15 protein-coding genes and 1 tRNA gene are annotated in these 17,984 nt (G+C 60.7%); 10 read left to right on the forward strand and 6 right to left on the reverse strand.

Annotation, left to right across the window (positions count from 1 at the left end; translation table 11 throughout):
- Positions 1 to 3 precede the first annotated feature (3 nt).
- The 3 genes from J2X43_RS13150 (at position 4) to J2X43_RS13160 (ending at position 4,725) form a co-directional block, all read left to right on the forward strand.
- Positions 4 to 1,278, forward strand: a complete 1,275-nt coding sequence (locus tag J2X43_RS13150) for a YeaH/YhbH family protein (RefSeq protein ID WP_310294536.1) — start codon at positions 4 to 6, stop codon at positions 1,276 to 1,278.
- Positions 1,275 to 2,819 (forward strand): SpoVR family protein, encoded by a 1,545-nt coding sequence (locus J2X43_RS13155; RefSeq protein ID WP_310294538.1) that lies wholly within the window; start codon positions 1,275 to 1,277, stop codon positions 2,817 to 2,819. Before J2X43_RS13150 ends, J2X43_RS13155 begins: the two co-directional genes overlap by 4 nt.
- A 181-nt stretch (positions 2,820 to 3,000) precedes the next feature.
- On the forward strand, positions 3,001 to 4,725 hold the full coding sequence (locus J2X43_RS13160) for a penicillin-binding protein 2 (protein ID WP_310294539.1): 1,725 nt from the start codon (positions 3,001 to 3,003) through the stop codon (positions 4,723 to 4,725).
- A 432-nt stretch (positions 4,726 to 5,157) separates the two neighbouring features.
- On the opposite strand, the gene J2X43_RS13165 is transcribed toward J2X43_RS13160, so the two are convergent.
- Both J2X43_RS13165 and J2X43_RS13170 read right to left on the reverse strand, forming a co-directional pair.
- Positions 5,158 to 5,943 carry a hypothetical protein gene (locus tag J2X43_RS13165; protein WP_310294541.1) on the reverse strand — a complete coding sequence of 262 codons (786 nt, stop codon included), beginning with the start codon at positions 5,941 to 5,943 and terminating at the stop codon, positions 5,158 to 5,160.
- Between the two features lie 389 nt (positions 5,944 to 6,332).
- Positions 6,333 to 6,408: transfer RNA gene (locus J2X43_RS13170), tRNA-Ile, on the reverse strand.
- Positions 6,409 to 6,560: 152 nt separating this feature from the next.
- On the opposite strand from J2X43_RS13170, the gene J2X43_RS13175 reads away from it, so the two are divergent.
- The 4 genes from J2X43_RS13175 to J2X43_RS13190 all read left to right on the forward strand — a co-directional run bounded on the left by J2X43_RS13175 (position 6,561) and on the right by J2X43_RS13190 (position 9,073).
- Positions 6,561 to 7,307 carry an SIMPL domain-containing protein gene (locus J2X43_RS13175; RefSeq protein ID WP_405049588.1) on the forward strand — a complete coding sequence of 249 codons (747 nt, stop codon included), beginning with the start codon at positions 6,561 to 6,563 and terminating at the stop codon, positions 7,305 to 7,307.
- 243 nt (positions 7,308 to 7,550) lie between these two features.
- Positions 7,551 to 7,931 carry a hypothetical protein gene (locus tag J2X43_RS13180; protein WP_112386932.1) on the forward strand — a complete coding sequence of 127 codons (381 nt, stop codon included), beginning with the start codon at positions 7,551 to 7,553 and terminating at the stop codon, positions 7,929 to 7,931.
- Between the two features lie 100 nt (positions 7,932 to 8,031).
- A complete protein-coding gene (locus J2X43_RS13185; RefSeq protein WP_310294543.1) occupies positions 8,032 to 8,433 on the forward strand; it encodes a DUF4174 domain-containing protein in 402 nt (133 codons plus the stop codon).
- Between the two features lie 151 nt (positions 8,434 to 8,584).
- Positions 8,585 to 9,073 (forward strand): heme-degrading domain-containing protein, encoded by a 489-nt coding sequence (locus J2X43_RS13190; protein WP_112538008.1) that lies wholly within the window; start codon positions 8,585 to 8,587, stop codon positions 9,071 to 9,073.
- A gap of 44 nt (positions 9,074 to 9,117) precedes the next feature.
- Here J2X43_RS13190 and J2X43_RS13195 read toward each other — a convergent pair whose 3' ends face one another.
- The gene (locus tag J2X43_RS13195; protein WP_310294545.1) at positions 9,118 to 10,377 is read right to left on the reverse strand and encodes an AGE family epimerase/isomerase; all 1,260 of its coding nucleotides are present in this window, start codon (positions 10,375 to 10,377) and stop codon (positions 9,118 to 9,120) included.
- Positions 10,378 to 10,549: 172 nt separating this feature from the next.
- Here J2X43_RS13195 and metH point away from each other — a divergent pair, with 172 nt between their 5' ends.
- From metH to J2X43_RS13210, 3 genes are all read left to right on the forward strand, one after another.
- Positions 10,550 to 14,323, forward strand: a complete 3,774-nt coding sequence (metH, locus tag J2X43_RS13200; protein ID WP_310294547.1) for a methionine synthase — start codon at positions 10,550 to 10,552, stop codon at positions 14,321 to 14,323.
- 165 nt (positions 14,324 to 14,488) lie between these two features.
- Positions 14,489 to 14,722, forward strand: coding sequence for a type II toxin-antitoxin system prevent-host-death family antitoxin (locus J2X43_RS13205; protein WP_310294549.1), 234 nt, complete (start codon positions 14,489 to 14,491; stop codon positions 14,720 to 14,722).
- Positions 14,719 to 15,120, forward strand: coding sequence for a type II toxin-antitoxin system VapC family toxin (locus J2X43_RS13210; protein WP_310294551.1), 402 nt, complete (start codon positions 14,719 to 14,721; stop codon positions 15,118 to 15,120). The genes J2X43_RS13205 and J2X43_RS13210 overlap by 4 nt, the downstream gene beginning before the upstream one ends.
- A 14-nt stretch (positions 15,121 to 15,134) precedes the next feature.
- On the opposite strand, the gene J2X43_RS13215 is transcribed toward J2X43_RS13210, so the two are convergent.
- Genes J2X43_RS13215 through J2X43_RS13225 form a run of 3 tightly spaced genes read right to left on the reverse strand, consistent with a single transcriptional unit; the run spans position 15,135 to position 17,702 of the window.
- Entirely contained in the window at positions 15,135 to 16,007 is an 873-nt protein-coding gene (locus tag J2X43_RS13215; protein WP_310294553.1) for a protein phosphatase 2C domain-containing protein, read from the reverse strand.
- A 52-nt stretch (positions 16,008 to 16,059) separates the two neighbouring features.
- A complete protein-coding gene (locus J2X43_RS13220) occupies positions 16,060 to 16,821 on the reverse strand; it encodes a GntR family transcriptional regulator (protein WP_112515842.1) in 762 nt (253 codons plus the stop codon).
- The gene (locus J2X43_RS13225) at positions 16,818 to 17,702 is read right to left on the reverse strand and encodes a BadF/BadG/BcrA/BcrD ATPase family protein (RefSeq protein WP_310294556.1); all 885 of its coding nucleotides are present in this window, start codon (positions 17,700 to 17,702) and stop codon (positions 16,818 to 16,820) included. The genes J2X43_RS13220 and J2X43_RS13225 overlap by 4 nt, the downstream gene beginning before the upstream one ends.
- Between the last annotated feature and the right edge of the window lie 282 nt (positions 17,703 to 17,984).

Here is a 17,984-nt window from a genome sequence, read left to right on the forward strand (position 1 = left end):
AACATGCACATCGTCGACCGCCGGCTGAATCCGCGCGGTAAAAGTCTGGAAAATCGTCAACGGTTCCTGCGGCGTGCCAAGAGCGCCGTGCAGCAAGCGGTAAAACGCTCGCTGCAGAACCGGAGCATCCGTGATGTGCTCGATGGCGGCGAGATCAGCCTGCCCATCGACGGGATGACCGAGCCGAGCTTCCGGCGCGGCGAGGGCGGCATCAGCGATCAGGTGCTGCCCGGCAACAGAGCCTTCGTCGAAGGCGACATCATTCCGCGGCCGCCCGGCCGCGGCGGCGGAAAGCCGAAGGAAGCGGGCGAGGGCGAAGCGGAAGACAGTTTCCGTTTCGTGTTGACCCGCGAGGAGTTCCTCGACGTCTTCCTCGATGATCTCGAGCTTCCCGATCTCGCCAAGCGCCGCCTCAGCGAGACTGAGGAATTCAGCCCGGCGCGGGCGGGGTTCTCCGTCTCGGGCTCTCCATCCAACATCGCTGTCGGGCGCACCACGCGGCTTGCCATGATGCGCCGCATCGCGCTGAAGCGTCCGCGCACCGACGAGATCGAGGCGCTGAAGCGGGAGATCGAGGAGACCGACGACGAGGAGAAGAAGATCGCGCTGACGGCCGAGCTGAAGTCGCTCACCGAAAAGAGCAAGCGCATTCCCTATATCGATCCGCTCGACGTGCGCTACCGCCGCTTCGAGGACGAGCCGAAGCCTGTCGCGAAAGCCGTGATGTTCTGCCTGATGGACGTCTCAGGTTCGATGTCGGAACATATGAAGGATCTCGCCAAGCGCTTCTATCTGCTGCTCTATCTGTTCCTGTCGCAGCGCTACAAGAAGGTGGAGATCGTCTTCATCCGTCATACGGACCGGGCTGAGGAGGTAGACGAACAGACCTTCTTCTATGGTCCCGCGACTGGCGGCACGCTGGTCTCCAGCGCGCTCGCCTGCATGCGCCAGATCATTGCCGCCCGCTTCGATCCGGCCGAATGGAACATCTATGCCGCCCAGGCGTCCGACGGCGACAACTCCTATTCGGATGGTTCGACCACTGGGCAGCTGCTACGCCACGAGATTCTGCCGCTCTGCCAGTACTTCGCCTATATCGAGGTCGATGAGGAAAGCGGTGACTCCTCGGTGTCGCGTTCGCCTCTCTGGCAGCTTTACGACAGTATCCGCGCCGAGGCGCTGCCGCTGTCGATGCGCAAGGTCTGCCGGAAGAACGAGATCTTCCCCGTCTTCCACGATCTCTTCCAGAAACGCGAGGGCGAAAGGGTGGCGCCATGACGGCTGCGGTGAAGGAAAGGCTGCTTTTCGACGGATCGGACTGGGACTTCCCGACGCTGCAACGCATTCACGATGCCTGCGAGGAGATCGCGCTCAAGGAGCTCGGCCTCGACGTCTATCCCAACCAAATCGAGGTGATCACCTCGGAACAGATGCTGGACGCCTATTCCTCGACCGGCATGCCGCTCTTCTACCGCCACTGGTCGTTCGGCAAGCATTTTGCCCATCACGAGGCTTTCTACCGGCGCGGCATGCGGGATCTCGCCTATGAGATCGTCATCAATTCGTCTCCCTGCATCTCCTACCTGATGGAGGAGAACACGGCGACGATGCAGACGCTGGTCATCGCCCATGCCGCCTTCGGCCATAACCACTTCTTCAAAAACAACTATCTCTTCAAGCTCTGGACGGATGCCGAGGGCATTCTCGATTATCTCGATTTCGCCAAGGGCTATATCGCCCGCTGCGAGGAGCGCTATGGCGAGATCGCCGTCGAGCGGACGCTCGATGCAGCACACGCGCTGATGTCGCATGGCGTGCACCGGCATGCCGGCAAGGTGAAGCTTAACCTGCGCGAGGAGCAGAAGCGCGAGGAGGAGCGCCGGCGTCACGAAGAGCAGATCTTCAACGATCTCTGGCGCACGGTACCGGCAGGCAAGACGGCAACGGCCGCCAATGTCGATCTCGAGCGCCGGCGGGCCGCCCTTGGCCTGCCGCAGGACAATCTCCTTTATTTCCTCGAAAAATCAGCCCCGCGGCTGAAACCCTGGCAGCGCGAGATCCTGCGCATCGTCCGCCACGTGGCGCAATATTTCCACCCGCAGCGCCAGACCAAGGTGATGAACGAGGGAACCGCCACCTATGTGCACTACCGGATCATGAACCGGCTGCACGAGAAGGGGCAGCTGTCGGACGGAAATTATCTCGAGTTCCTGAAATCCCACGCCAACGTGGTGTTCCAGCCGACCTATGACGACCGCCGCTTCTCGGGCTTCAACCCCTATGCGCTCGGCTTTGCGATGATGCAGGACATCGAGCGGATCGTTACCAGTCCGACAGAGGAGGATCGCGCCTGGTTCCCCGATATTGCCGGGCGCGGCGACGTCATGGGCGTGCTGCGCGGTATCTGGGCCGATTACCGCGACGAGAGCTTCGTCAGCCAGTTCCTCAGCCCCAATCTGATCCGCCAGCTCCGGCTCTTCCATCTGTACGACGATCCAGAGCAGGAGGAGGGGATACTGGTCTCGGCGATCCACGATGAACGCGGTTACCGCCGCATTCGCCGCCAGCTCTCCCGCGAATATGATATCGGCTGGACGGATCCCGGCATCGAGATCGTCGACGTCGATCTGGCCGGCGACCGGCGCCTGCTGGTCCAGCACAAGGTCACCAACGACTGGATGCTGCAGGAGAACGACACCAAGCTCGTCCTCCAGCACCTCGCCGATCTCTGGGGCTATGATGTGCTGCTGCAGGAGATCGACGGCAGCGATGCTGTCATCGCCGAGCACCATGCAAGCCCGCGCGGCAAGCTGTTCTGAACCGGCAAGGCGATCACGTTCTCGTGATCGTGCTGCGCGTCTGCGGCCTCTGGCGGTAGCAGGCGGTTGAAATATGACAATCCATAATACGGATTAAGGGTCTGTTAGCCTTACCGGCGCTAGCTGGTCTCATGTGCGGAAAGAGGCGCGCCGGCTTCATCCTCCGCAATGTGCATAGCCCATGTCTATTATTCATGCCGTTACCTCCAGAAGTGGCCGGGTCGTCAGACTGACGTTCGGCTCCGGATCCCGCGCCAACAGCCGCGGAGCCAGCCATCGCCGGGACAAGCAGACGCGATCGCGTATCTTCACGCTCGCGGGTGCGCTGCTGCTCGTCTTTTCGACCATGTCGGGAAAGCTCGTCTATTACGCGATGCTGACCGACGACGAGACGTCGAGCATTCCGCCGAACGCCATCGTCGCCTCGCGCCCCGATATCGTCGACCGCAACGGGCAGGTGCTGGCGACCGACGTGCGCACAGTCTCGATGTTTGCCGAGCCGATCCATGTCGTCGATGCCGACGAGGCGGTGGAGAAGCTGACGCAGGTCTTTCCCGATCTCGATCGCAAGTCGCTCTATCAGCGGCTCTCCGACCGCAAATCGCATTTCACCTGGCTGCGCCGCCAGCTGACGCCGAAGCAGCAGAGCGAGGTTCTGGCGCTCGGTCTGCCGGCGATCGGCTTCCGGCCCGAGGTGAAGCGCTTCTATCCGGCGGGGCGCACGGCCGCGCATATTCTGGGCTATGTCGATATCGACAACCACGGCGTTGCCGGCATGGAGAAGTATCTCGATAACCAGGGAATGTCGGACCTCGCCTCGACCGGGCTTGCCAGCGACAACAGCTTGGAGCCGGTGAAGCTGTCGATCGATATCCGCGCCCAGAACATCGTCCATGACGTCGTTTCCGACGCGCTGACCACCTATCAGAGCAAGGCGGCAGGCGCCGTAATCCTCGATATCCATACGGGCGAGGTGATCGCCATGGCCTCGGCGCCGGATTTCGATCCGAACGATCCGAAGGCGACCGGCGGCGAGGGCTGGCTGAACCGCATGAGCAACGGCACCGACGAGATGGGCTCGGTGTTTAAGACCTTCTCGATCGCCATGGCAATCGACACCGGAACGGTGAAGCTCAGCGACAGTTTCGATGCCAGCGCGCCACTGCATTATGGCGGCTTCACCATCCATGACGACCGCGACGTGCCGCGCCGCGTGCTGTCGATCCCCGAAATCTTCCGCTACTCGTCCAACATCGGCACCGCCCGGATGATGGACAAGGTCGGCATGGATATCCAGAAAGACTACCTGACCCGCTTCGGCCTCTTGTCACGGATGCAGACCGAACTGCCCGAAGTGAAGGCGCCGAGCCAGCCGAAGGTCTGGAAGAAGATCAATTCGATCACCATCGCTTTCGGCCATGGGGTTGCGACGACGCCGATGCAGACGGCGGTCGCGGGTGCAGCGCTGATCGACGACGGCAAGCTGATCGAGCCGACCTTCTTCCCGCGCACGCAGGAGGAGGCGGAAAAGACCGAAACGCAGGTGGTCAAGAAGAGCACCAGCGACACGATCCGCTACCTGTTCCGTCTGAACGGTGAGCAGGGCACCGGCAGGGCTGCCGATGTTCCGGGCTTTCATGTGGGCGGCAAGACGGGGACGGCCAACAAGGTCATCAACGGCGTCTATTCGCACAAGCTGAGCTTCAACTCTTTCCTCGCCGCCTTCCCGATGAGCAACCCGAAATATGTCGTACTTTCTTTCATCGACCAGCCGCTGACGGGGGTGCACAACCTGAACCTCGCCGCCGAAACGGCCGCCCCGATGGTGCACGACATCATCGCGCGGACGGCACCGTTGCTCGGCGTCGAGCCGGATTTCGGGCAGAATTTGCTGGCGGGCTATTGAGGGGCTGAAGAACGGCCACGTGATCTCGTGGCAGCAGCGTGACGTCAATCGGCCGCCCGACCCCATTCTAAAGTTAATGGCAGTCGCGTTCTCAGGCAGGATTTATAGCATCTTGCCTGCGGCGCAAGGCGGGAGTGGGCGCCTGCCGAAGAAAAGTGCGGCGGGCTTCAATGCACCGAGATGTCGTTATCCTCGACGAACGAGGCGATGCCATCCCGGGCAATCGTCGCCAGAAATTCGTCGAAGGCTTCCCTGGCCGTCCGTCGCCGCGGTGACGGCCTTGTCATCGACCTTCTTACTGGGACAACGGAAAAGAGAGAACATGGTGGGCCCGGATGAACATGAAAAATGCATGTATTCAGGTACTTAAGTTTCCTAAAATCCCGATACCCGCATATATACCCCTATTTCACATACCAACCATATCAAGGGTTAGATCGACTGCTGCTCCAGTTGCACGATCAGCTTTTTGAGTTCGTCCACGGCGGTCATATCATGGGGCTTGCCAAAGACGTGTTTGAACCAGTCATTTTGCTTCTCGATATAATGAATTCGGGCTCGATAATCGGAGAGAGTTTTCGGCGGGAAGAAGCGCATAAACGACTGCCATGCTGTAATCGAAACCTGCACCAGTTCCTGAATGCATCCTTCTAGCAGGTCCGGTACGAGAAACGGCCCCATGTAGGCGTCAGCATTCGGCTCAGGACGCAGCATGGCGAAGCCAGCAAAGGTTGGGTGGCCGCATAAAACACAGAGCCGCTTATAGTGTGCTTCCCGCTTCTTCTCCGTGAACCCATCGCGCTTATCCAGTTGGTCGCGGATTTTGCCGGGCCGGAACACGCTCTGCCGCTTGTCCTCTGGGGTTGCCTTCCACTCTTGGACCAATCTCGGATCGGTCCTCAGATAATCGAGCAGCCAACCGCTCTCCATGATGAAGCGAATCTGCAGTCCGGACGACTGGTAGTAGCCTCCGAGCAGCAACTTGAATGCCGACGCCATTGAATTGAACACGCTGGCACCGATGAGCGCCACGATCACCTGGTCCTCACTCATTTCGGGCGTATTCGTGCGAACGTATTGCATCATGTCCATGCAGGTTTCGATCATCGAGACGTGTAGCGACATGTCCTCGCTGGCCTCAATAAGCGCGATAGACTTTGCTCGAAGGTCTTCTTCGCCGCTGTGAAGCAGGGTGAGATTTTCAGGAATGCATCTCATGTAGCACCATCATGGCCAGCAACACCCAAGTCAGGCAGCAAAGCCGGTATCTTTGGGTGTAAATAGAAAATTGAGAGTATCGCGGGACCCGAACCCGCAACGTTTGGGACTCGAATCCCCAACCGCTTGCACAACTTATTGAAGCGATACGCGAAGTGCGAATCGGTTGTACATCGATTAGCCAAGTAAATGAAATACATATTTGTTGCTCACAGCAATAGCCGAACCACAGCGCCGTTTTATATTAAGCCAAAGTTGTGGTGCGGGCATTTTGGACATTTTTGGCTGGGTATATGGTCGCAAAAGTACCCGCAAAACCGCCCAAAATCACTCTTTTTGAGTGATTTTGACAAAGTTAAGTCATTGATTTTATTGGATAATTTTTTGAATGGTGGGCCCGGAGGGACTCGAACCCCCAACCAAGCGGTTATGAGCCGCCGGCTCTAACCATTGAGCTACAGGCCCTGGCGCAGGTGTCTGCGCTGCTTTGGGGCAATGGTTCCCCGCAGCGGTTTCGCTCTAGCGTAATTCGGATGCAGCGACAAGACGTTGCCGCAATAGCTTCACAATCAAACGCCAAAGAAGGAAAAGGGGTAGCGACAACCAAGGAGTGAATCATGGCGCTGCGGAATTCCACAAAGCTTGTGCTCGGCCTTTTGATGACGGCGGCGGCCGTTTTGCCGGTGACGGCGGCGGCTCTGGCCGATGATTCAAAGCCGCGCGAGGCTGTTATCACCGTGTCGGGGGATGGGCAGTCTTCGGTGGCGCCCGACATGGCGGTTATCAATCTCTCGGTCGTCAAACAGGCGAAGACGGCGCGCGAGGCGCTCGACGAGAACAACAAGGCGATGACAGACGTGCTTACCGCCTTGAAGAAGGGCGGGATCGCCGAGAAGGACCTGCAGACATCGGGCTTTTCGGTGCAGCCGCAATATAACTATCCGCAGAGCAGCGACGGCCAGCCGAAGCAGGCGGAGTTGATCGGCTACCAGGTGTCGAACGGCATCACGGTGCGGGTTCGCGATCTTTCGAAACTCGGTGCCATCATCGACCAGTCGGTGACGCTCGGCATCAATCAGGGCGGCGATATCTCCTTCACCAACGACAAGCCCGAGGGCGTGATCGATGAGGCGCGCAAGGATGCTGTCGCCTCGGCGCTGAAGAAGGCGAAGACGCTGACGCAGGCGGCTGGTGTGAAGCTCGGCCGGATCATCGAAATCACGGAAAACAGCGGCCGGCCGATGCCGCAGCCGGTCTATCGCGCGGCAATGATGAAGGAAGCGGCCGATTCCTCGGTGCCGGTTCAGGGTGGCGAAAATACCTATAATGTCAGTGTCAGCGTCACCTTCGCGCTCGAGCAGTAAGCGCTAACATCGCTTTCCGATGTCAAAAAATGGCCGTTGGTATCCTGAGCGATATCAACGGCTTGTCTGTTTCCGGCAGGCGCTTGCAGAGAGCCCCGGGCATAAATAGCTTTATCACGCGACTGTTACACTATAAAATCGATCGTGTTATTCGGCCGTGCGAGGGAACCCGAGTTCTGTTTTCCGCATTATACCCGGCCGATGAGGAGGAAATGGCTTCATCCCTGCCAAGAGGAGACAGACATGACGAATGCCTTGCCGCCACTTCACAACGGACACGCCCCGTTCACCCTTCAGGAACTCTTTCGCGAGGCGCTCTATGCCTTCGAAGAATGGGATACGGAACTCACGGAACCGATCGTGACCTTCGAAGGGAAGGTCCTGCCGATCAGCATGGTGTTCGAAGCCATGCGCGAATGCGATGACATCGTGCCGCGAAATATCGTCGGCGCCGTCACCGAACGGCTCACCAAGCCTTGGGAAGGCGAGGGGCCGCTCGACCAGATGACATTTTCGACGGCGGCGCGCGTCATGCGCGTTCTCGTCCGTAAACGGCTTCTCGCCAATGGCGTGACCGATGTCGTCGCCATCGAGGGACGCGCAGCGCGCGAATCCTGCGAATAGCCTCACAAGGCTCGGGATCGCTGCCACGCGGCGATCCCATCCCTGAAACGGGAACCGCTCACGCTTCCAGCCGTTGATGGTGATAGGAAGGACGGGCATCATGCTGAAATCATTCGTACGTGAAATCATGGGAACGGCGCCGCATAAACTGCCGGCGCCGCGATGCCTCAGGCAGTTCGCCGGCAAGAAACGCGTTCTCCTGGTGTTTGCCGATGCCGAGGACGACCGCGCCAGCAGGCAGGACGACCTGCTGCGCAAGGCGCATATGCGCTTCATCGAGGAGGGCATCGAGGTTTTCAATGTCGCCGGCGGCGGGGTGTTTCCGCTGTTCGACGATCCGCACGATCTCGATGCCGACGAACTGCGCGAGGATCTCGATGGTCCGCAGCCGGGCGAGTTCGGGCTGATCCTGATCGACCGCGACGGCAAGGTGAAGCTGCGCGCCAGCGAGCCGATGCGGCCGGAAGAGATCATCGGGGCGCTTGCAACGATGCCGCATTGACGAAGGGCTTCCATGTGGCAGCGGCTGATGCCGCGCCAGCCACTATCGCCCGTGCCGCACCAACAGCTATCACTACGATTTCGCTTTACTTTTTTCCGCGGCCTGCGGATGTTCTCTTCCGATTGCTTGTTTCGGAAGAGGATTGCTTGTCATGACCATCGAGGACGATCTGGTTCGCATTGCCGAGCAGGAAAAGGTGCTGGCCTTCGACAGTTTCGACCTGACGACTGCCTGGCAGCTCGGCAAGCTCCTGCAGGAGCTGGCGACAGAGCGTGGCCTCGGCGTGGCGATCGATGTGTCGCTGCATTCCATGCCGGTGTTCTATGCGGCGCTGCCGGGCGTCACCCCTGACAACGTCCAGTGGGTGAGGCGCAAACGCAATATGGTCTTCCGCTATTCGAAGAGCAGTTATGCCTCTGGCCTGAAGCTGAAATCGGACGGCAAGACGATCGAGACCAACGGGCTTTCGAGCGCCGATTATGCCGCGCATGGCGGCAGCTTCCCGATCAATGTGAAGGGCACGGGCTGCATCGGCGCGGTGACCGTTTCCGGCCTGCCGCAGCGCGACGACCATAATCTCGCGGTCGAGGCGCTGGCGCTGATGCTCGCCAAGGACCTGGATTCGCTGCGGCTTGCCTGAGGCCGGAAAGCCATTCCCACCGGAGCGGGAATGGCAGATGCCGTTCAAATCTTGCCGCCGGCCTCGATGATGCCCTTGGTGATGCTGCCGGTTGCCGGGAAGAGCGGGATCAGGCAGGCCTGCAGGGCGTGGTAGATATCGCCCTTGCCGGGGAAGAGGCTGTGCGAGGGCACGAGGTCTTCCGTCAGTTCTTCGTGCCAGCCGCCGTTCTTGTGGTCGATGAAGCGGCGCTCGATGAGGTTCCAGACCTTGCGGTAGCTTTCCTCGTGGAAATCGCTCGGCTGATGCTCGTTGAGGAAGTGCGCCGCAGCGGCCGCTTCGCAGACCGGCCACCAGAGCTTATTGCGCTTGGCGGGCTTGTCGTCCCAGTCGAGCGTATAGAAGAAGCCGCCCTTGTCATTGTCCCAGCCGAGTGCGATCGACTGTGAGAACAGGCCGCGTGCGGCTTCCGGCATCCAGTCCTGCTTCTTGCCGCCGAGCACCCAGAGCTGCAGGATGAGGCGGCACCATTCCAGCGAATGGCCGGGCGTGGTGCCGGCAGGGCGGAACATCTCGTTCGGGTGGTAGTAATTCTTGTCGAGCTGCCAATCGGCGCCGAAATGCTCGGCAACGCGCCAGCCGACGGAACCGGCAGCGCGGCGGATGACGAGATCGGCGATGCTTTCGGCCTTGGTCAGGTATTCGCGGTCGCCGGTTGCCTCGAAAGCCGCCATCAGCGCTTCGGTCAGGTGCATGTTGGAATTCTGGCCGCGGTAGTTGCCGCCATCGAGCGGCTGCCAGTCGGCTGTGAACTCTTCGGCGATGGCGCCGTGCTTGGCTTCCCAGAAGCGGGTGTTCAGTACCTCGGTGATATCGGCGATCATGCCGTCGGCGAGCGGATGGCCGATCGTCTTGGCAGAGGAGGCGGCGAGCAGCACGAAGGCGTGGCCATAGCCCTGCTTGTTGGAATCGACAGGGCCATTGTTGTCGAGCGACCAGAAATAGCCGCCGTTCTTGCGGTCGCGGTGGTGGTTCCAGAGATAATCCATGCCGTGGTCGACGGCATCGGATGCGCCTGGACGGCCGAGTAGCGCGCCGAGGGTGAAGCAATGCACCGAGCGGGCGGCGATGTGGATGCTGCGCACCTGTCCTTCGGCATCCAGCGGCTTGCCCTGATCATCGAGATCGTAGAAGCCGCCCTTTGGATTGATGGAATTGTGCTGGAAGAAGTCGAAAAGGCCGTTTGCCTGGGCGAGAAGCCAGTTCCGGTGATAGGCCCGGTTCGTCCAATTACCGAGGGCGGTGCCGCCATTTGCGAGTGCCATGCTACTCCTCCGAATTCGTGCACAAAGCTTTGCGGAACGCCTATATAGGGGTCCGCCGAGTCTGTCATCCGCCGGGGCTTGCAAATGGCGGAATCGCGCTGCATATATTGACATAAAGATATCTTTATGTGATTTGATCGCCCTGTTCTTAGCGACGTCAAGGAGTCCGCCCGTGTTCGACAATCTTTTTGGCCCCGATGGGGTAAAACGCGACGGCAGTGAAGTGTTCGCAGCGCTGAAGAAAGCTGCCAGCGAACGCATACTCGTTCTCGACGGCGCCATGGGCACGCAGATCCAGGGGCTCGGCTATGACGAGGACCAGTTCCGCGGCGACCGGTTCATCGGCTGCGCCTGCCACCAGAAGGGCAATAACGACCTGCTGATCCTCAGCCAGCCGGATGCGATCGAAGAGATCCATTACAAATATGCCAAGGCCGGCGCCGACATTCTCGAAACCAACACCTTCTCCTCGACCCGCATCGCACAGGCCGATTACGAGATGGAAGGCGAGGTCTACGCGCTGAACAAGGAAGGTGCCGAGATCGTCCGTCGCGCGGCCATCCGCGCCGAGCGCGAAGACGGACGCCGCCGTTTCGTGGCCGGTGCCATCGGCCCGACCAACCGCACCGCCTCGATTTCGCCCGACGTCAACAATCCAGGCTACCGCGCCGTTTCCTTCGACGATCTGCGAATCGCCTATGGCGAACAGATCGACGGATTGATCGACGGCGGCGCCGACATCATCCTGATCGAGACGATCTTCGACACGCTGAATGCCAAGGCGGCGATCTTTGCCTGCGAAGAGCGTTTCGAGGCCAAGGGCATTCGTCTGCCCGTCATGATCTCCGGCACGATCACCGACCTTTCCGGCCGTACGCTGTCGGGCCAGACACCGTCGGCCTTCTGGAACTCGGTGCGCCACGCCAATCCATTCACCATCGGTCTCAACTGCGCACTCGGCGCCAATGCGATGCGCCCGCATCTGCAGGAGCTGTCGGGCGTTGCCGATACCTTCATCTGCGCCTATCCGAATGCCGGCCTGCCGAACGAATTCGGCCAGTATGACGAAACGCCGGAGCTGATGGCAGCGCAGATCGAGGGCTTCGCCCGCGAGGGCCTGGTCAATATCGTCGGCGGCTGCTGCGGCTCGACGCCGGAGCATATCCGCGTCATCGCCGAGACGGTTGCCAAGTACAAGCCGCGGCCGATCCCGGAACATCGCCCCTTCATGTCGCTGTCGGGCCTCGAGCCCTTCGAGCTCACCAAGGACATTCCGTTCGTCAATGTCGGCGAGCGCACCAACGTCACGGGTTCTGCCAAGTTCCGCAAGCTGATCACCAATGCCGATTACACCGCAGCGCTCGACGTGGCGCGCGACCAGGTGGAGAATGGCGCGCAGGTCATCGACATCAACATGGACGAAGGCCTGATCGATTCCGAGAAGGCGATGGTCGAGTTCCTGAACCTGATCGCCGCCGAGCCGGATATCGCCCGCGTGCCGGTGATGATCGATAGTTCGAAGTTCCAGATCATCGAGTCGGGCCTGAAATGCGTTCAGGGCAAGCCGATCGTCAACTCGATCTCGCTGAAGGAAGGCGAAGAGAATTTTCTGGCGCAGGCAAAGCTGCTGCATCGCTACGGCGCTGCCGTCGTCGTCATGGCTTTCGACGAAACGGGGCAGGCCGATAGCTACGATCGCAAGGTCGAAATCTGCCGACGCGCCTACAAGCTGCTGACCGAAGAGGCGGGGCTCTCGCCCGAGGACATCATCTTCGATCCGAACATCTTCGCTGTCGCGACCGGTATCGAAGAGCACAACAATTACGGCGTCGATTTCATCGAGGCGACACGGACGATCCGCAAGGAAATGCCGCTGGTGCATATTTCGGGCGGCGTCTCCAACCTGTCCTTCTCGTTCCGCGGCAACGAGCCGGTGCGCGAGGCGATGCATGCCGTGTTCCTCTACCACGCCATCCAGGCGGGCATGGACATGGGTATCGTCAATGCCGGTCAGCTGGCCGTCTATGACAACATCGATGCCGAGCTGCGCGAAGCCTGCGAAGACGTGGTGCTGAACCGCCGGTCTGACAGCACCGAGCGCCTGCTTGAGGTGGCTGAGAAGTTCCGGGGCGGGGCCGCGCGCGAAGGCCGCGTGCAGGATCTCTCCTGGCGTGAATGGCCGGTCGAGAAGCGTCTCGAGCATTCGCTGGTCAACGGCATTACCGAATATATCGAGGCCGATACGGAAGAGGCGCGACTAAAGGCTGCGCGTCCGCTGCATGTCATCGAGGGCCCGCTGATGGCCGGGATGAATGTCGTCGGCGATCTCTTCGGCTCGGGCAAGATGTTCCTGCCGCAGGTAGTCAAGTCCGCCCGTGTCATGAAGCAGGCGGTCGCCGTTCTGCTTCCCTTCATGGAGGAAGAGAAGCGGCTGAATGGCGGCAGCGAGCAGAAGTCTGCCGGCAAGATCCTGATGGCAACAGTCAAGGGCGACGTGCACGATATCGGCAAGAACATCGTCGGAGTCGTGCTCGCCTGCAACAATTACGAGATCATCGATCTCGGCGTCATGGTGCCGGCAACGAAGATCCTGGAGACGGCGGTTGCCGAGAAGGTCGATGTCATCGGCCTCTCCGGCCTGATCACACCGTCACTCGACGAGATGGTGCATGTCGCGGCCGAAATGGAGCGCCAAGGTTTCGAGATCCCGCTGCTGATCGGCGGCGCGACGACGAGCCGTGTGCACACCGCGGTGAAGATCCATCCGGGCTACAACAAGGGCCAGGCGATCTACGTGACGGATGCCAGCCGCGCAGTCGGCGTGGTGTCGTCGCTGTTGTCACCTGACAACCGGGACGGCTATGTCGCCGATATCCGCACCGAATATGCCAAGGTCGCAGCCGCGCATGCGCGCAGCGAAGCCGAGAAGGTGCGCCTGCCGCTTTCGCGTGCCCGTGAAAATGCTCACAAGGTCGACTGGACCGGTTACAAGCCGACCAGGCCGAGCTTCCTGGGAACCAAGGTTTTCGAAGACTACGATCTCGCCGATATCGCCCGCTATATCGACTGGACGCCGTTCTTCCAGACCTGGGAACTGCGCGGCCGCTATCCTGCGATTCTCGAGGACGAGAAGCAGGGCGAGGCGGCACGGGCTCTCTGGAACGATGCGCAGGCGATGCTGAAGAAGATCATCGACGAGAAATGGTTCCGGCCGCGCGCGGTGATCGGCTTCTGGCCGGCAAATGCCGTCGGCGACGATATCCGTCTCTTCACCGGCGAGGACCGCAAGCAAGAGCTCGCGACCTTCTACACGCTGCGTCAGCAGCTGTCGAAGCGGGACGGCCGTCCGAATGTGGCGCTGTCGGATTTCGTCGCGCCCGAAGCAACCGGTATCGAGGAATATGTCGGCGGCTTCGTCGTGACCGCCGGTATCGAGGAAGTGGCGATCGCCGAGCGTTTCGAGCGGGCGAACGACGACTACTCGTCGATCCTCGTCAAGGCGCTGGCAGACCGCTTCGCGGAAGCCTTTGCCGAGCGCATGCATGAGCAGGTTCGCCGCGAGTACTGGGGCTACGCCAAGGACGAGACGCTCTCCAACGACGAGCTGATCACCGAGCAATATGCCGGCATCCGCCCGGCGCCCGGCTATCCAGCGCAGCCCGATCATACCGAGAAGAAGACGCTGTTCGAACTGCTCGACGCTGAGAAGACCGCGGGCGTGACGCTGACGGAAAGCTACGCGATGTGGCCGGGTTCTTCGGTATCGGGCATCTATATTGGCCACCCCGACTCCTACTATTTCGGCGTCGCCAAGGTGGAGCGGGATCAGGTGGAAGACTACGCCGCCCGCAAAGGCATGGAGGTCACCGAGGTTGAACGCTGGCTCGGCCCGGTGCTGAACTATGTGCCTGCCAAGGTCAGCGACGAGATCGAAGACGCGGCCTGATCTCAGGGCGGCAGGTTCAGAGATTGAATCAAGAAGGGCGGAAAGTGATTCACTTTCCGCCCTTATCGTTTTGAAATGATGCTGTTTTGGGCTACCACGCATCAGTGCTCTGGAAAATTGCTGCAGTTTCGCGTATCTTAGCTAAGTTAGCTAGGGAACTGTGCGATGCGCGTGACCGTCCATGCCGCGAAGACCAATCTCTCGAAACTTATCGACGCCGCCTTGTCGGGCGAAGAGGTGGTTATCGCCAAGGGCCAGAAGCCCGCGGTCAAGCTTGTGCCGATCCCGCAAAACACATTTCAGATCGGTCTGCTGAAAGGCGAGATCACCGGCGGCGGTCCGGATTTCTTCGAGCCGCTTGATGAGGCCACCCTCGCGGATTGGGAAGGCGGCAATTGACCGCTGTCCTGCTCGATACCCATGCCTGGGCCTGGTCGTTGACCGGCGACGACCGGCTGAGCCGGAAGGCCATCCATGTCATCGGCCAGGCGGACGCAGTCTTCGTCTCGCCGATTTCCCTGTTTGAAATCGGTCAGAAGGTGCGGATCGGCAAATGGCCGGAGATGGAACCCCATGTTCTGAAGCTGGCCGATATCCTCGAACGCCAGGGCGGCAGCAGTGCCTCTCTGACGCCTGAAATCTGCCTGGATGCCTCGACGATGGATTGGCAGCATCGCGATCCTTTCGATCGGCTGATCGCCGCGACGGCTATGGCCGAGGGGCTTCCGCTTGTCTCCGCGGACACGGTTTTCGACGAGCTATCAGGTCACAGCCGGTGGCTGGCGCGGCTCTGGTAGGGAATGTAGCGCGGCTAGGCGCTGAGCTCTGCCAGTATCGCCGTTGTATCGTCGCTCTGCTTGAAGCGGGGATAGCGCAGTCCTTCGGGATCGATCTCCCGTTCCAATTGGCGGAGTTCTTCGATCATCGGGCGCAGTCCCTTGTCGAGCGCCGTCCGCACAAGACTTGCGGCGTCGTAGCGCGCGTAGAGGACGACGAGGTCGGCCAGGCCGTCGCTGCAGATGACGGCGTGCGCCCGGGTTTTGACCCTTAGCCGCTCATGGACAAGATGGTCGGCTGCCTCAAGAACGAGGCCGAGCGTCCAGATGCCGCCCGGGGTGTTCTGGCTTTCGCGGTGCCGCCGAAGTGCGGCGAGCGTCTCGGTGTCCCCGAGCGCGCCGCCGCCCTTGTTGATGCCGCCGGTGCGGGCGATGTGGCTGCGCGCGTGCTCCTGCTCGCGCGCATAGGCACCCGGTATCGCCGTGTGGAGGCTTGCCGAGCCGTCGTCTTGAAGCAGGAATACGCAGGAGTCGCCGAGACCATAGAAGTCGAAGGCATCATCCGTCGCATGAATCATGGCGAAGGCCGAGAGCGGCCAGGCATAGCGGGGGACGCCCGGGTGGCTGCCGGCGAAGTCCTTGCGGGCTTCCTTGGATACAGCGCGGGCGATATCCGGGATTGCCGTCTTGCGGGTAATGTCGCGTTGGAAACCATCCGCGAAGCGTGCGGCGATCCACGCGGCATCACTGCCGTCAGCATCGATATATTGGCGATCGCCGAGACCCGTTGCGCCGTCGATGACGAAGGCGCAGGCCTCGTTGTGACCGAAGCGGTCTTCGTTTGCCTTTGCGGGATTGCCCGGGTCGGAAACCGCGTCGAGAACGGATATTCTGGGTCCTGTGATCATGATCTCAAGGAATAGCGCCAGGCGAGCGGCTCTTCAATGCGATCCGCGTTGACTACGAGGCGATCGTTAGTTCCGCGACGAAATCATAGGCATCGCCGCGGTAGAGCGAGCGGGTGAATTCAACGGCGCGGCCGGAGGCAAGGTAGGAGATGCGCTCGATCGACAGGCCCGCGGCGCCGACGGCGACGCCGAGGAGGTGGGCGTCGGCTTCCTTCATGTTGGTGGCGGAGATGCGCTGGACGGCGCGGGTCGGGCGGACCTGGCGGCGTTCGAGTTCGGCGTAGAGCGAGGTGGTGACCACCGAAGGGTCGGGCAGGAACTCGCCTGAGACGCTGGCATTTTCGATGGCCAGCGGCTGGTCGTCGGCGATCCGCAGGCGCGACAGGCGCGAGACCTTGATGTCGGTGCCGAGGCCGAGGATCATCATTTCGTCGGGCGAGGGCGTGTGGATGCCCTTGTGCAGCCATTCGGAACGGGAGGTCATGCCGCGCCGCGCCATGTCTTCGGTAAACGAGGTCAGCTGCGACAGGCGCTGTTCGACCTTGGAAACCGGTTTGGTGACGAAGGTTCCCGAGCCGTGGCGGCGCACCAGCAGGCCATCGGCGACGAGATCGTCGATCGCCTTGCGGACGGTGACGCGGCTGACGGCGGCGAATTCGGCAATATCACGTTCCGGGGGGAGGGCATCGCCGTGACCCAGCGTGCCAGTGCGAACGGCCTCTTCCAGCGTGCGGCGAAGCTTGACGTAGAGCGGGCCGGTGCCGCCTGCCTGGACCCGTTCGGGCGAGAGGATGGCGGAGAGATCTTCGGTCATGCCGCCCCCCGCGTCTCGATGGCAAGGCGTTTGACGGCCAGTTCGACAGCCCCCTGCAGCACGTCGCCTTTCGGCTCGGTTAGCAGCGCCGCATGGCGCTCCGCGAGCCAGGGGCGATAGGCATTTGCAAGGCCACCCAGCAGGCAGATCGCCGGGCATTCCGGCCAGATCAGCGCATCGAGATTTTCGCCGATCGCGGCTGCGGCTTCGCTGACGATGCCAACTGCGACTTCGTCATTGTTGTTCGCATGGTCGAAGATGACGGGCGCGTAGCGCGCGAAATCCTTGGGCTTGGAGACATGGGCGAATTCCACCAGCTTTTCCGGATCGTTGCCGAACTCGTCCATGATCTTTTCGGTCAAGGCAGAACCGGGCCGCACCTTGTCATAAGCGAGAAGCGAGCGTTCCAGCAGGTCGCGGCCGAGGCGGGCACCGCTTGCCTGGTCGCCGACGATGAAGCCCCAGCCGCCGATGCCGCTGATCGTGCCATTGCGCCGGGCATTATAGACGGAGCCGGTGCCGAAGGCGCCGATAACACCGTCGGAATCGCCGAGTGCGCCCTGCAGCGCGATCAGGGCATCGGTCACGACCTTGCCATCGGCAAAGGGAAGGGCCTTCTCGATGCGGCTGCCGTAGTCGCCGACATTGGCGCCTGCCACGCCGACGACGGCGGAGACGCTGGAAACGGTTTCAGGCGGCAATGCGGCATCGCGCAATGCTTCTTTCGCGGCGAGAATGATGTTTTCCAGGGAACCCTGGAGATTGGACAGGATGTTGGCGGGGCCTGCGGTGCCGCGGCCCAGAATCTTGCCGCTCCGGTCTGCGACCGCGGCGCGGCAGCTTGATCCGCCGCCATCAATGCCGATTGCCAGTTCCGTCATCGGACCCCCGGATAACGCTGTTCCCGTCGTTTTTTTATTACCATACCAAAAAAATACCATTTACCAAGCAAAATTGGCTTTGAAGTTTCATATTTCTATCATGTTGATATTTAATGAAAAAAATTTTTTATGAAAATTCGGATCGCCAAAAGTTAAATTCGGCTGGACAATTGGTATTTTTTTGGCCTTAATTCTGAAAAAGGGAACAGCAAACAGGGGCAAATTTACACCGGCGTCAAAATCAAATGCCGGGACGCTCCTGAAGGTGATTGGGTTTGACGC

The sequence above is a fragment of the Rhizobium sp. BE258 genome, assembly GCF_031457345.1.
Taxonomy (GTDB): Bacteria; Pseudomonadota; Alphaproteobacteria; order Rhizobiales; family Rhizobiaceae; genus Rhizobium.